Genomic DNA, 12,716 nt, shown 5'->3' on the forward strand with positions numbered 1-12,716 from the left:
TGAAGATCTCAACGAACCATTTCTCGTTCGCGTCGAGATGGTGATCCGGCCGACCGCGGTGTTGCCCCATCGCAGTGTTACCCACAGGCTCGGCCCCGGCCGCGCGGCCACACCGCACTCGAGCGCGCCGTCGCCACCGCCTACGATTCTTAAGGTGACCGTTTACGACGACTTCGACATGTTCGGCGGCCTCGACGCCTCCACCCTGCCACCTCGCCAGCAGCGGATTCTGGTGACGATCCGGGATTGGGTGGCTGCACACGGATGCGCTCCGAGCACCCGACAGATCGCGGACGCGGTGGGCTTGAGATCGACGTCGTCGGTGTCCCAGCACCTGAAGAGCCTCGACGAGAAGGGCTTTCTCCGACGGGGTACGTCCATGGCTCGCCAACTGGATGTGCGCCCGTTCCTCGCCGGCACCGAGCGCGGCCGTGCGAACGACAACAATGTGGCAGTGCCGGTGGTCGGCGACATCGCGGCGGGCGCACCGATCCTCGCGGAGGAGTACGTCGACGAGACGCTGACGCTTCCCCGCGAGCTCGTCGGCTCCGGCACCGTGTTCGCGCTGCGGGTTCGCGGTGACTCGATGACCGACGCCGCGATCTGCGACGGCGATGTCGTCGTGGTGCGCCGCCAGGACGAAGCCCATTCCGGCGAGATTGTTGCCGCGATGATCGAGGGTGAGGCCACGGTGAAGGTGTTCCGGCGCCGCAACGGTCACGTCGTCCTCGAGCCACGCAATCCCGCCTACGCCGAGATCGACGGTGACGGCGCGGTTGTTCTGGGCAAGGTGGTCTCGGTCATGCGCCGGATCTGACGACGCATCGAGCCCACGAGAAGGTCGTCCTCGACGACTATCGACGGAGATGCTCCAACAGTTCCGGGATCAAACGCTCTTCCATCACCGCTCGCCCGGACCTCTCCAAGGCCGTGGCAAGCTCGGGATCCCACGGCGACTCGGCTCGCGTATCGGTGGCCTTCAATCTCTCGGACTCGCCGCGCGTGAGCGCCTCACGATACGTAGCCGCATCCATCAGCCAGGGCAGTGCGCCGAGCTCGTTGCACGCGCGGCCGGTGGTGCGCAGTCCCGTCCAGTCGAAATCGCCGCGCCAGTGCACGATGCCGCGGGCCGTGCTCATCAACGTGCGGACGGCCTCGGATGGCTGTCCCTCCGTGCACACCAACGGTCTGCACCGTTCGCCGAGTTCACGTTCGGCGGCCTGGACGACGGTGGGGTTCTCGCACACGTACACATCGTCGGCAGTCAGCGTCGCATTCCAGGTGCGCAGCTGCGCCAGTGTCCATACCTGATGGATCCCCGAGTCTGCCGCGGCCTCGGAGATCGTCACCGCAGCGGGGTGGCCTTCGAGCCGGACACCGAGAGTCAGGACGCGACTCGTCAGGCCGCTGTCGAGCACGCCGAACTGCTCCCACAGTGCGGCACGCTCGGCGCCGGTCGATGGTGGGTCGACACCGCAGGCTGCCGCGAGAAGACGCAGGACCCATCGGCGTATAGGCGTGTCGGTCAGCGCCTTGGTGTCGCCGAGCACACGCTGAGCGAGCTCGACGGGGGACGCGCCCTCGGCGGGCAATGCGGCGAGGATGTGGGCGACGTCGCGCATCGTTCCCGTTATCAGGTCGGGTGACGTGACCCGCGCGGCGTCGATGAGTTCGAGCCATCGCCGATGTTCCGGCGCTGCGAGGATGTCGTGGATCTGAACCCAGGCCTGGTCGACGGCTGCCCTCTGTGCAGCCTTCATTGCCGGCCGGTCGATCAGCGGAGACTCGGCGTCCAGTACTTCGAGCAGTGAGCGACCGCCGTTGAGGGGGTGTTGCAGATACGTGTCGAGGGAACGAACATAGATCGGCACGCTGGTAGAAGCGCTGTCTACCGATCTCGGTGAGAGTGCTCCATCGTTCACGGTGGAGGTGAATCACCGTCACGCAGGGCGACGTTGGGACTTCACGTACTCGGCAATCACCGACAACGGCGCGCCGCCCGCAGTCCCGCAGTAGTAGGAGCGGGACCATACATGCCCGCCCCACAGGTACCGGGAAAGGTGCTCCGCATGATCTTCTCGCAGTCCATCAAGATCGGTCCGGTGAACGCGCCCCGGCGGAATTTTGTGACAAACACCAAATGTACATGGCAATCCCAGAGAGCATGTCTGCCACGTCGGACAAGGTCAACATCAGTCATGACACCAAATGCTATCGTGCTGGTGTGCTCAAGCGATACCGCTACCGCGCCTACCCCACAGGGGAACAGCAGCACGCGCTGTCTCGATTGTTCGGGTGCTGCCGGGTGGTGTTCAACGATGCACTCGCCGCGAGGGAATCTGCCCGCAGGGCGGGCCGGCCGATCCCGAGTAAAGGTGAGTTGTCGGCGGCGCTGACCGCCGCGAAAACGACTCCCGAACGGGCGTGGCTGGCTGAGGTGTCCTCGGTGCCGTTGCAGCAGTCCCTCGCAGACCTGCATCGCGCGTACGCGAACTTTTTCGATTCCCGCACCGGCAAACGCAAGGGACGCAAGGTCGGTGCGCCACGCTTCAAGAAGTGGACACATCGCCAGTCTGCTCGTTTCACCCGCAACGCCGGGTTCTCGGTTCTCGAGCCGGGGACCGGCATCGGCCTGGTGCGGTTGCCGAAGATCGGGTGGGTGCGGTACGAGTCGTCGCGGCCGTTGCCGGCGGACCCGTCGAGTGTGACGGTGATCCGGGAGGCGGACGGTCGGCACTATGTGTCGTTCGTGGTCGACGAGCCCGTGCCCGTGCCCGTTGTGGTTGTCCCTGAGTCGGCGCCGGCCCGATGCGCGGGCATCGACGTCGGCCTCACTGACCTTGCGGTGATCGTCTACGACGACGGTACTCGTGAGAAGATCGACAACCCCCGCTGGCTGCGGTCGAAGGAGCGAGGATTGGCCCGTGCGCAGCGGGCATACTCACGCACCATGAAGGGGTCGAAGAATCGGGACAAGGCGCGCCGGAAGGTGGCGGCGGCGCACCGCAAGGTGCGCGAGACCCGCCTGGATCACCATCACAAGCTGGCATTGAGGTTGGTCCGCGAGAACCACGCGGTCGCCCTCGAGGGATTGTCGGTGGCGGGTTTGGCGCGCACGAGGGTGGCGAAGTCGGTGCACGATGCCGGCTGGTCGACGCTGACCCGGCTGATCGAGGAGAAAGCCGCCCGGTATGGCGCGGTGGTCCACACGATCGGCCGGTGGGAACCGACGTCGCAGGTGTGCGCGGGTTGCGGGGTGCGGGACGGGAAGAAGCCGTTGGATGTGCGGGTGTGGGTGTGCCCGTCGTGCGGGCTGGTGCTGGATCGGGATTACAACGCCGCTGTGAATGTGTTGCTCGCCGCCGGGCTGGTGGAGAGGGTAAACGCTTGTGGAGGGAGCGTAAGACGTGTGCTTGCATGCGCGGACCCGGTGAAGCAGGAACCCGCTGAACAGACCGCACCATGTGGTGAGGCTGCGTAGGAATCCTCCGTGTTCACGCGGGGGAGGAAGTCAAGAGATCTTGTTGCGCATGTCCGAGAACCCGATCGTCACGCTCAATCACGCCGTCGCGGTTGAGATGGCTCGCGGCCCCGCGGTGGGCCTGGATCTCCTCGCGAGGCTAGCTGCCGATGACCGTGTGTCGGATGATCGACGATTCCACGCGGTGCGGGCGCATCTGCTCGAGATGACCGGTGATGATGCGGGAGCCCGGGAGGAGTACGACGAGGCGGCCCGGCGTGCCACGAGCCTTCCCCAGCAGCGATACCTGCGCGCGCGAGCCGAACGTCTCGGCTGATGGCGCTCGCCGTCTGCCTGCTCTTCGACACCCCCACCGACCGCGCGGTGCGGAAATTGTGGAGCAGGATCGAGGATGACGGGCACCACTCATCGACACCGTGACCGGCGAACACCGGCGGCTGCGCACTCTGCCCAGATGAGGTCAGTCGTCGGGGTTTTCGACCCAGTGCCCGTACGGCGGCGGTCCCTCACTCTGGATCTGGATGCCGAACACCGGCGAGTGTTTCCACACGTACCCGTGGAGTATGTGTTCTTCGGACGAGGACTTGTTCGTGACCACGATGTCCCCGGTAGGACGTTCTTCGACGGCGTATCCGTCTTCCCGCCCGTCGATCACCCACCACTTCGCAGTGCTCATGATCGGTCGCCTCCGGATCAGTTCGAACAGCTTCCTCTCGAACCGTACGCCCTGTGGCGTCGTGTGAGGGCAGAGTTTGCGCGACGTGAACTCAGCGGTGCAGGGCAGCGGTGGTCGCGTCGTCGGCAGGGTAGAACGCTTCGATCGCGAGTTCCGACACCGTGACGTCGAGCGGTGTCCCGAACAATGTGGTGGTGCTCAAGAATGACAGCTCGCCGTCGTCGGTGCGTATCCGCAGGGGAACCACGAGTGAATGCGACTCTGCCTGCTCGTCCAGGTCCATGGTGTCCGAGTCACCGCACGGATAGCCGGACAGCTCGTCGTACAGGCGCAGGAGAACAGGATCGGCGGTCGCGCCGATCTGATGACGGAGCCGGACGAGCAGGTGGGCACGCCACTGGCCCAGATTCGCGATCCGCGGCGCCAGGCCGTTCGGATGCAGCGACAGTCGCAGCACATTGACAGGTGGTTCGAGCAACTCCGGTGAACACCCGACGACGAGCGTTGCGACCGCGTCGTTGCCGTCGATCATCGTCCAGTGCCGATCGACGACCAGGGCGGGAAACGGCTGGTGCGACCGCAGGATTCGCGTGATGGCGTCGGACACCGCGGACATGGGTACCTCGCCCAGGTGATGCTCGGGATAGGCGGGTGCTAGGCCTGCGGCCATCAGTATGGAGTTCTGCTCGCGCAGAGGGATTTCCAGCTCTTCACTGATCTTCAACAGCATGTCGCGCGAGGGACGCGACCGGCCGGTCTCGACGAAACTCACGTGTCGCGCGGAGACGCCTGCCCGGTTCGCGAGCGCAAGCTGGCTCAGGCCTCGGCGTTCCCTCCAATGTCGGAGCATCGCGCCTGCCGGTTCTGACTGCAGCGTCGTCATGCGTCCGACATTAAAGGTGCGGGGGAAGCGTCGCCATTACCTCTCAGGTAATCGATCTGTCGCGTTCGAAAGTGCAGAGTCGACGGCATGAGCGCATACGCAATCGCACACCTCCGTTCCGTCGACTTCGGAGCGGACATCATCCGATACCTCGAGAAGGTCGACGAGACCCTCGTTCCCTACGACGGCCGATTCCTCGTCCACGGCGTCGACCCCGAAGTGATGGAAGGACCGTTCCCCGGGAACGTGATCGTCATCGAGTTCCCCGACATCGAGCGTGCCCGCGGGTGGTACCACTCGCCCGGATACCAGGAGATCCTTCCGCTCCGCACGGACAACTCCGACGGCGTGGCCGTCCTGGTCGGAGGGACGCCGGACGGCTACCGCGCGACCGACTATCTCGCGAAGGCGATGGGTCGCGGGTGAACCAGGGCACGGTCACTCGGTGAGGATGCCGGCGGCTCGGGCGGGCGCCGCGTACGCCTCGGCCAGGGACTCGACGGTGTCATGGGCGTTGAGGCCGCTCGGATTGGGGACCACCCATACGGGAACGCCGCCGATCGTCTCCTCCTGTAGCCCGGTGACCGCCTTGCGTCGACTGAATGCAGTGCGGTACGCGGTGATTCCCGCAACTGCGATCACACGCGGCCGCCACCGTGCGACCACCTGGATCAATCGCTCAGGGCCCGCACGCAATTCGTCGGAGGTCAGCTCGTCCGCGCGTGCGGTCGCGCGGGGTGCCAGGTTGGTGATGCCGACGCCGCGCTCGAGCAGATGCGCGGTGTCGGTCTCGCTCAGACCGGACGTGGGATCGACGGGACGGGTGATGATTCCGGCCCGCAGCAGCGCGGGATAGAAGCGGTTGCCCGGACGCGCGAAGTGTGCCCCCGTCGCGGCCGTCCATAATCCCGGATTGATGCCGACGAAGAGTAGACGGCAGTCGTCCCCGATCAGGTCGGGAACGACGGCATCGCGGAAGGACTCGAGTTCGGCGCGTGTGAAGCCCACACGCTCACGTTAGGAGATGTCAGGGAGTCACGCCCCATGATGGCGGGTGCCCGTGCTGAAACGGACACCGTCGATCCGATAGGGTGTTTCCCGTCCTGTAGGAGCGACCGGCGGTACTGAGCAGGGCCGCAACGATTGGGGGAGGTATGCAGCGCCGAAACGTTGTCGGAAACCCCCTCGGCACAGCAAGTGCAGCCGGCGCCGAGAGTGAGCTCCCGCCCTACACGGATCTGTTGTGGCCGACCGTGCAGGCGGTGATCGGGCTCGGTGGTTCCGGCGCGATCGACGAGATCGACGCAGCGGTCGCGGAGCGGGTCGGCCTGTCGGCGGAGGCGCGGGCCGTTCTGCACGGCGAGGGTCCGGGGACCGAGATCGAATACCGGGTGGCGTGGGCACGCACCTACCTCAAGGGCATGGGGTTGCTGTCCAACGCCCGTCGCGGCGTGTGGAGCGCCACCGACCGGGGGCGTGCGGTGCGGGAATCCGAGATCAGGCCCATGCAGATCGCCTACACCGCAGAGAAGCGGCGCAAGCGGATGGTGCGTGCGTCGTCGGGCGCGCAGGTCGTGCCGCTCGTCGCAGCCCCGGAAGATCCGGAATTGTGGCGCGAACCGGTGCTGGGCGCCGTCACCGACCTGCCCGACGACGGCTTCGAGCGGTTGGTCACGGCAATGCTTCGCGCGGCCGGATTCAAGACGTTGACGACGCTCGACCCGGATCAGAGCACCGACGCCGACGTCGTCGAGGGCACCGGGGTGTTGCGGGTGTCGCTGATCAGTTTCTCGGTGTTCTTCCGCTTCGTCCGCGGTCGTGAGCGGGTGGGCGCCGACGTCGTCCGAGAGTTCCGTGCGGCGATGGTCGGCCGAGGTGAGAAGGGCCTGCTCGTGTCCACCGGCGAATTCACCGAGGACGCCCGGGCGGAGGCACATCGGCATGGAGCGCCGCCGATCGATCTGGTCGACGGCGAAGGCCTGTGTGATCTGCTCAAGGAACACGGATTGGGTGTGCGCACCACGAGGCGGACGGTAGAGGACGTCGCCCTGGTGCCTGCGTTCTTCGCGGAGCTCGCCGGGCGCTGATACCGGACCCTCGAATCCGGGCGAATCGGGCGTCTTCGTCTATGTGACAGGCGTGACCGGTGGTGCTGTGGTGCAATACCGGGTGGCATCTGCCCCACCTGCGAAGCGAGGCGCGCATGACACTCACCCGTCGGGAATTGTTGCGGTATACGGCGATCGGGTCGGGTGCGGTGATCGCCTCCGCGCTCGCCGCGCCGGGGATCGCCCAGGGACGTGAGGTGCTCGGCACCATCGTCGACTACTCCGCCGGTGTACCGTCCCCGTCGTCGATCCGTTCTGCCGGGCACATCGGTGCGATCCGCTACGTCTCCGACCGCAGGCCGGGTGCCGAATGGATGTTGGGCAAGCCGCTCACCGAAAGCGAGGCCGATGCGCTCACCGGCAGCGGCCTGGAAGTGGTGTCGAACTACCAGTTCGGCAAGGGTGAGACCTCCGACTGGCTCGGTGGCTACCAGGCCGGGTTGAAACACGCGCGACGCGGACTCGAACTGCATCGCGCGGCGGGCGGCCCCGACGATCGGCCGATCTACGTATCGATCGACGACAATCCGACCTTCGCGCAGTTCACCACCCAGATCGTCCCGTACCTGCTCGCATGGCAGGAAGTGGTCGGGCCGGCGAACACCGGAGTCTATGCGAACTCACCGACCATCGACTGGGCCTCGGCCGTCGGGCTCGGAGCCTTCTACTGGCAGCACAACTGGGGAACACCCAAGGGATTGGTCCACGGATCCGCGCATCTACATCAGGTGTCCGGGGGCGAGATCGACGGCATCGGCATCGACGTCAACAACGTGCTGGCTGCCGACTACGGGCAGTGGTCGCTGTCGAAGCTCTGATCACTTCCTGACGCGACGTGGAGTCGGCTGCGCCCGAGGGATCAATCCGGTGAACATCAATGAAATCAGCGCCGCGACGATCGCGACCAGGAAGGTGACCCGGAAGGCGTCGAGGGACGGGACCACGGCATCGCCGATACGAGTGGTCATTGCGGCAAGCACGACACCGATGACGGCCGCCGACGTAGACGTGCCGATCGACCGCATCAACGTGTTGAGGCTGTTCGCTGCTGCCGATTCGCTCAGAGGTACCGCTGCCATGATCAAGGCCGGCATAGCTGCGAACGCCAGGCCGATCCCGGCGCCGATGACCATCGCTGCCACGACGATGTGCCAAACCTCGGTGTACAGCACGTATGCCACCAGATACCCGATCCCGACGATCGCTGCGCCACACGCGAGAGTGACGCGCGGACCGAACCCCTGGGTTATCCGGGCAGACACCGGTGACAGAGCCATCATCACGATCCCGCTCGGGGCGAGCGCAAGGCCCGCGGCCACCATCGAGAGCCCGAATCCGTACCCGGTCTCGGTGGGGGCCATGAGCAGCTGCGGAAAGGCGAGGGCATTGGAGTACATTGCGAAACCCAGCGCGATCGACGCCATGTTCGTCATGAGTATCGGGCGTCGCTTGGACAACCGGAGGTCGACGAGCGGCCTGGGGCGACGCAGCTCGTAGGCACCCCACCCGAGGAACACGACGGCAGCAGCGGCGAACATCCCGAGTGTCGTCGGGCTCGTCCAGCCCCACGCGTTGCCCTTGCTGACCGGGAGAAGGAGCAGCACCAGCGCGATGGACAACAGAATCGCGCCGACGAAATCGAAACGTCCGGGGTTGCGTTGCGACGACTCGGGAACGAAATACAGCACCGCGGCGATGCCGAGAACTCCGATGATCCCGGAAACCACGAACAGCATGTGCCAGTTGGTCAGCTGCGCGACGAACGCCGCGAACGGCAGGCCGATCGCACCGCCGACGCCGAGCGTGGCGCTGAGTGTTGCCATGGCGCCCGGGATCTTCTTGGGCGGTAGTTCGTCGCGCAGAATCGCGATGCCCAGGGGAATCGCGCCGACAGCGGCGCCTTGGAGGGTGCGACCGACCAGGAGGGGAACCAGGGTGGTCGACAGCGCGCACACGGCCGAGCCGATCACCATCATGCCGAGGCTGGCGATCAGCATCCGGCGTTTCCCGAACATGTCGCCGAGGCGTCCGGAAATGGGGGTGATGACAGCCCCGGCGAGCAGTGTCGCGGTGACGGCCCAGGAGGTGTTCTCGGGGGTGGCGCCGACGAGCACCGGCAACTGCGGCAGGAGCGGAACGATGAGTGTCTGCATGAGCGCAACGCCGATGCCGCACACCGCGAGAACCGGAACGATTGCGCGCGGTACGGGCCGCTCCCGGGTAGAAGTCGGGCTGTCGACGGCCATAGGGTCCTCGTCCGAGCCACGTTCGAGCGCGGTCTCAATTGTGATGTGTGCGAAAACAACGATGTCGCAACTTGTCTAACATGCCGACAGTCGGGAAGCCCAGTGGACCCACCGCGTGTGGGTCAGGACTGACAGTGACCGGCAGGATCCGCTTCGTCGGCGGTAACCACGAAGCGTGGATGCTCCTCCGGCACCGAATGCATACCGCGCCTGGACATCAGCGACCAGCGCGACAGCGCCGACATGCACGACCCCAGACTGCCGAACGACAACGACGACAGCGCCGAGAGTGCAGATCCGGCGGACCCGACCGACAGGATCGATCCGACGCTGCCGATCGACAGGATCGAATAGGCGGACCCGATCGAGAGAACGGACCGTTCGGAGGCGATCGACAGGATCGAGCGGTGTGAGCGCAACGACCGGATCGACCGGTGCGACGAGTGCGAGCCGATCGCCTGCTGCGGGCGTGAGTGCGGCGTGCGGGCCATACCTCGGTCTATCACGTGTGGCAGCTCGTGAGAAGGGAGCGGGAAATTTCGGCCGCATATGCAACGAGGCCGCCGGAGAGAATTCCGGCGGCCTCGTGCTGAATGCATCGATCAGGGAACTGCGACGAGTCCCAAGGTCGGCAGGAAGGTGCACGAGCGCGGAGCCTCGCCTGCCTCCTGCGTGGTGACGCCACCCGAGATCAGGGCGACGATCTGACCGGGGCCGGTGTCGGCGATCGCGGTCAGTGTGGTCGGGCCGTCCGGGTTGACATTGGCCGCATTGGTCAACGGCTGCGCGCCGGTGCGACCGTTCGAGACGTTGATCCAGGTCAGGGTGAGCGGTTCGGTCTGCTCAGCGGCGGCCGGTGCGGTACCGAGGGCGGTGAACACGAACCCGGCCTGGCCGGCGGCCGGTCCGGGAGGCGGCAGCAGTGCCGGGCCCGCGACCGCGAGTGCGGTGCCCACGGAATCAGCGCCGTCGCCGATGCAGTCCTCGCCCAGCGTCGGGTACAGGAACTGGGAGATCACGACTTCACCGGGAGCCGGGAGGTCGGGGCCGCCGCCTCCGCTGCCGTCGAGGAAGGTGATGACGCGTTCGAGCGTGGCCTTCACCGAATCAGGTAGCTCGGAGTTCGCGAGCAGTTCCTTGGCCTGAGCGAGGATGTCGTTCTTGCCGTCGTCCGAGATGTCGGAGGGGCCGGCAGCGGCACCCACGATCGCGGGGGCGAGCGACGCGAGCGCCTCGGTCTGTTCGAGGTCGACCTCGGATCGGGGGAGGAACTGCGTCAGCGACTCGATGGACAGATCGGCCGGCACAGCGAACTCGGGGAGCCTGACGAGCTCGGCCAAATCCGGTAGTGCGGGCGGTGCAGGTTGCGCGACTGCGTGCATCGGCACGGCAAGCCCCGCGGTGGCGGCGAGTGCGCACACGGTGAGCGCCCTCCGCATTCCTCGAGTACGAAGCACTGTTCCCCATCCTTGTCGTTGAAGCTCCCGGTTTTCCTGGACGGACAACCAGACGCTGACGGCTCGAAGAGACACTCTATGTAGCCCCCCCGTCCGGTACAAGCCATAGCGCCCGTTTTCAAGGCCATGGCCCACACCTGCGGGGAGTGTAGTCATAAGGTGTTCCGAATGGCGGTTTCCGGTCGACCGTAACGCGACACGCATGTGAAAGGTGTGACCGGAGATGAAATTGTTACTCGACGGGCTGTCGCTTTTCGATCCGAGTCGTCACACCGGTAACCTCTGACGCCGGGTCGGAGCACCCGGACGACTACGACGGGAGGCGCACCGCAGTGCCAGAACGTGCTCGGTCGTACCGTCGGTGGTGCGTTTCGCTTCTGCTCGTGTCGGTGGTGGTCAGGCTCGCCTGGGGTCTGCTGACTCCCAACGGCATGAACCTCGTCGACCTGCACGTGTACGTCGATGGTTCCGCCGCACTCCTCAGCGGTGAGCTCTACGATTTCACCTACTCGCGGGACACTCCCGACTTCCCGCTCCCGTTCACCTACCCGCCGTTCGCCGCCCTCGTGTTCCTGCCGCTGCACTATCTGCCGTTCGGGCTGCTCGGCATCCTGTGGCTACTGCTGACGATTGCGGCGCTGTTCTGGGTCATCCGGATCGCACTCGAACTGCTCGTCGGCCCCGCAGCGCGCGGAGCACACTGGACATCGGTGGCGCTTGTCTGGACGGCGATCGGCGTCTGGGTGGAACCGATCCGCACAACCCTCGACTACGGGCAGATCAACGTCTTCCTCGTCCTCGCCGTGATGGTGGCGGCCCGCAGCAGCCGGTGGTGGCTGTCCGGGGGACTTGTCGGGATCGTCGCCGGTATCAAACTCACCCCGGCGATCACGGGCGTGTACTTCCTGGCCAGGCGACGCTGGCGCGAAGCGTTCTTCTCGGCTGTCGCGTTCTGCGCCACCGTCGTGGTCAGCAGCGTGCTGCTCGGGGAGCAGGCGCGCACGTATTTCACCTCGATGTTCGGTGACGCCGATCGGATCGGCCCGGTGGGGTCGGTCTGGAACCAGTCCCTGCGGGGCGCGCTCAGCCGGCTTGTCGGGCGGGACGTGGAGACCGGTCCGCTGTGGATCGCCGCGGTCGGTGTGTGTGCGCTCCTCGCGTTCGCGGCATGGCGTTCGCTCGGCCCGGACGACCGTCTCGGCACGCTCGTCATCGTGCAGCTGTTCGGGCTGCTGGTGTCGCCGATCTCGTGGGTGCACCACTGGGTATGGGTCGTGCCGATGTTGCTGTGGCTCGTCTACGGGCCGCTCGCCGATCGTCTCGGCACCCGGGTCGTGGCGGCCTGCTGGGCAGTGGTGACGTTGGTGGGCGTGCCGTGGGTGCTGAGCACCTTCCAGAATTCGATATGGGACATCGACCGGCCCACACCGCTCGCCTGGCTCGGTGCGGTGAACGTCGTCGGTGTTCTCGCTGTCTACCTATGGATGATCATTGCGCCGCGGTGGGGCAGCCGCGATCTCACTACGGCCCTGCCAGCGCATCGATCCTGCGAGCCAGATCCGGATCTGCTGCGGTGATTCCACCTGCGGAGTGGGTGCTGAGCGAGTAGGTCACCTTGCGCCATCGGATGTCGATGTCGGGATGGTGGTTCGCTTCCTCGGCGACGTCGGCCACCCTGCCGACCAGGGTGATCGCGTCGGGGAATGTCGGTGATTCGATGGTGCGCACCAGGGCGTCGCCGGCCCGGTGCCAATGCGGAAGGTCGGACAGTGCGGCGTCGATCTCGCCGTCCGTGAGCAACTGGGCCATGACCCATTGTGTCGCGTGACTGTAGGTACTCGCAATCACATGGGCGAAAGCACTCG

Annotated in this window: 16 protein-coding genes; 7 read left to right on the forward strand and 9 right to left on the reverse strand. The window is 66.0% G+C overall.

The window, feature by feature from the left end:
- The first annotated feature begins 154 nt into the window (after nt 1-154).
- Nucleotides 155-817: a transcriptional repressor LexA gene (gene lexA / locus ACFWB0_RS01955; protein WP_378488740.1), complete on the forward strand. Its 663-nt coding sequence runs from the start codon at nt 155-157 to the stop codon at nt 815-817.
- A gap of 37 nt (nt 818-854) precedes the next feature.
- Here the strand turns inward: lexA and ACFWB0_RS01960 are convergent, their stop codons facing one another.
- Nucleotides 855-1,871 (reverse strand): DUF2399 domain-containing protein, encoded by a 1,017-nt coding sequence (locus tag ACFWB0_RS01960; protein WP_378488741.1) that lies wholly within the window; start codon nt 1,869-1,871, stop codon nt 855-857.
- 69 nt (nt 1,872-1,940) lie between these two features.
- Nucleotides 1,941-2,153 carry a transposase gene (locus tag ACFWB0_RS01965; RefSeq protein ID WP_378488742.1) on the reverse strand — a complete coding sequence of 71 codons (213 nt, stop codon included), beginning with the start codon at nt 2,151-2,153 and terminating at the stop codon, nt 1,941-1,943.
- On the opposite strand from ACFWB0_RS01965, the gene ACFWB0_RS01970 reads away from it, so the two are divergent.
- Together ACFWB0_RS01970 and ACFWB0_RS01975 are read left to right on the forward strand one after the other, a co-directional pair.
- On the forward strand, nt 2,147-3,481 hold the full coding sequence (locus ACFWB0_RS01970) for an RNA-guided endonuclease InsQ/TnpB family protein (RefSeq protein WP_378488743.1): 1,335 nt from the start codon (nt 2,147-2,149) through the stop codon (nt 3,479-3,481). The genes ACFWB0_RS01965 and ACFWB0_RS01970 overlap by 7 nt on opposite strands.
- Before the next feature lie 49 nt (nt 3,482-3,530).
- The gene (locus tag ACFWB0_RS01975; protein WP_378488744.1) at nt 3,531-3,797 is read left to right on the forward strand and encodes a hypothetical protein; all 267 of its coding nucleotides are present in this window, start codon (nt 3,531-3,533) and stop codon (nt 3,795-3,797) included.
- A 144-nt stretch (nt 3,798-3,941) separates the two neighbouring features.
- Here the strand turns inward: ACFWB0_RS01975 and ACFWB0_RS01980 are convergent, their stop codons facing one another.
- Nucleotides 3,942-4,157: a maltose regulon activator MalT gene (locus tag ACFWB0_RS01980; protein ID WP_378488745.1), complete on the reverse strand. Its 216-nt coding sequence runs from the start codon at nt 4,155-4,157 to the stop codon at nt 3,942-3,944.
- A gap of 91 nt (nt 4,158-4,248) precedes the next feature.
- Nucleotides 4,249-5,040, reverse strand: a complete 792-nt coding sequence (locus tag ACFWB0_RS01985; RefSeq protein WP_378488746.1) for a helix-turn-helix domain-containing protein — start codon at nt 5,038-5,040, stop codon at nt 4,249-4,251.
- Between the two features lie 87 nt (nt 5,041-5,127).
- On the opposite strand from ACFWB0_RS01985, the gene ACFWB0_RS01990 reads away from it, so the two are divergent.
- Nucleotides 5,128-5,466: a DUF1330 domain-containing protein gene (locus ACFWB0_RS01990; protein WP_378488747.1), complete on the forward strand. Its 339-nt coding sequence runs from the start codon at nt 5,128-5,130 to the stop codon at nt 5,464-5,466.
- 12 nt (nt 5,467-5,478) lie between these two features.
- Here the strand turns inward: ACFWB0_RS01990 and ACFWB0_RS01995 are convergent, their stop codons facing one another.
- Nucleotides 5,479-6,048 carry a mismatch-specific DNA-glycosylase gene (locus tag ACFWB0_RS01995; protein WP_378488748.1) on the reverse strand — a complete coding sequence of 190 codons (570 nt, stop codon included), beginning with the start codon at nt 6,046-6,048 and terminating at the stop codon, nt 5,479-5,481.
- 146 nt (nt 6,049-6,194) lie between these two features.
- On the opposite strand from ACFWB0_RS01995, the gene ACFWB0_RS02000 reads away from it, so the two are divergent.
- Both ACFWB0_RS02000 and ACFWB0_RS02005 read left to right on the forward strand, forming a co-directional pair.
- Nucleotides 6,195-7,127 carry a winged helix-turn-helix domain-containing protein gene (locus ACFWB0_RS02000; protein ID WP_378488749.1) on the forward strand — a complete coding sequence of 311 codons (933 nt, stop codon included), beginning with the start codon at nt 6,195-6,197 and terminating at the stop codon, nt 7,125-7,127.
- A gap of 116 nt (nt 7,128-7,243) precedes the next feature.
- The gene (locus ACFWB0_RS02005) at nt 7,244-7,966 is read left to right on the forward strand and encodes a DUF1906 domain-containing protein (RefSeq protein ID WP_378488750.1); all 723 of its coding nucleotides are present in this window, start codon (nt 7,244-7,246) and stop codon (nt 7,964-7,966) included.
- On the opposite strand, the gene ACFWB0_RS02010 is transcribed toward ACFWB0_RS02005, so the two are convergent.
- The 3 genes from ACFWB0_RS02010 to ACFWB0_RS02020 form a co-directional block, all read right to left on the reverse strand.
- Complete coding sequence (locus tag ACFWB0_RS02010; RefSeq protein ID WP_378488751.1) at nt 7,967-9,394, reverse strand: MFS transporter; 1,428 nt, start codon at nt 9,392-9,394, stop codon at nt 7,967-7,969.
- A 122-nt stretch (nt 9,395-9,516) separates the two neighbouring features.
- A complete protein-coding gene (locus ACFWB0_RS02015; protein ID WP_378488752.1) occupies nt 9,517-9,885 on the reverse strand; it encodes a hypothetical protein in 369 nt (122 codons plus the stop codon).
- A gap of 111 nt (nt 9,886-9,996) precedes the next feature.
- Nucleotides 9,997-10,833, reverse strand: coding sequence for a hypothetical protein (locus ACFWB0_RS02020; RefSeq protein ID WP_378488889.1), 837 nt, complete (start codon nt 10,831-10,833; stop codon nt 9,997-9,999).
- Between the two features lie 350 nt (nt 10,834-11,183).
- Between ACFWB0_RS02020 and ACFWB0_RS02025 the strand changes: the two genes are divergently transcribed.
- A complete protein-coding gene (locus tag ACFWB0_RS02025) occupies nt 11,184-12,428 on the forward strand; it encodes a mannosyltransferase (protein ID WP_378488753.1) in 1,245 nt (414 codons plus the stop codon).
- Here ACFWB0_RS02025 and ACFWB0_RS02030 read toward each other — a convergent pair.
- On the reverse strand, nt 12,373-12,660 hold the full coding sequence (locus ACFWB0_RS02030) for a 4a-hydroxytetrahydrobiopterin dehydratase (RefSeq protein ID WP_378488890.1): 288 nt from the start codon (nt 12,658-12,660) through the stop codon (nt 12,373-12,375). The two genes, ACFWB0_RS02025 and ACFWB0_RS02030, sit on opposite strands and share 56 nt — an antisense overlap.
- Nucleotides 12,661-12,716: the final 56 nt, after the last annotated feature.

The sequence above is a fragment of the Rhodococcus sp. NPDC060086 genome, from assembly GCF_042730275.1.
In the GTDB taxonomy this organism is placed as follows: Bacteria; Actinomycetota; Actinomycetes; order Mycobacteriales; family Mycobacteriaceae; genus Rhodococcus.

Bases quoted from the DNA above. Each gene is read 5' to 3' on its own strand.
- ACFWB0_RS01970 (WP_378488743.1), top strand. From the start codon at position 2,147: ATGGCAATCCCAGAGAGCATGTCTGCCACGTCGGACAAGGTCAACATC.
- ACFWB0_RS01975 (WP_378488744.1), top strand. From the start codon at position 3,531: ATGTCCGAGAACCCGATCGTCACGCTCAATCACGCCGTCGCGGTTGAG.
- ACFWB0_RS01980 (WP_378488745.1), bottom strand. From the start codon at position 4,157: ATGAGCACTGCGAAGTGGTGGGTGATCGACGGGCGGGAAGACGGATAC.
- ACFWB0_RS01985 (WP_378488746.1), bottom strand. From the start codon at position 5,040: ATGACGACGCTGCAGTCAGAACCGGCAGGCGCGATGCTCCGACATTGG.
- ACFWB0_RS01990 (WP_378488747.1), top strand. From the start codon at position 5,128: ATGAGCGCATACGCAATCGCACACCTCCGTTCCGTCGACTTCGGAGCG.
- ACFWB0_RS02000 (WP_378488749.1), top strand. From the start codon at position 6,195: ATGCAGCGCCGAAACGTTGTCGGAAACCCCCTCGGCACAGCAAGTGCA.
- ACFWB0_RS02005 (WP_378488750.1), top strand. From the start codon at position 7,244: ATGACACTCACCCGTCGGGAATTGTTGCGGTATACGGCGATCGGGTCG.
- ACFWB0_RS02010 (WP_378488751.1), bottom strand. From the start codon at position 9,394: ATGGCCGTCGACAGCCCGACTTCTACCCGGGAGCGGCCCGTACCGCGC.
- ACFWB0_RS02015 (WP_378488752.1), bottom strand. From the start codon at position 9,885: ATGGCCCGCACGCCGCACTCACGCCCGCAGCAGGCGATCGGCTCGCAC.
- ACFWB0_RS02020 (WP_378488889.1), bottom strand. From the start codon at position 10,833: ATGCGGAGGGCGCTCACCGTGTGCGCACTCGCCGCCACCGCGGGGCTT.
- ACFWB0_RS02030 (WP_378488890.1), bottom strand. From the start codon at position 12,660: ATGGCCCAGTTGCTCACGGACGGCGAGATCGACGCCGCACTGTCCGAC.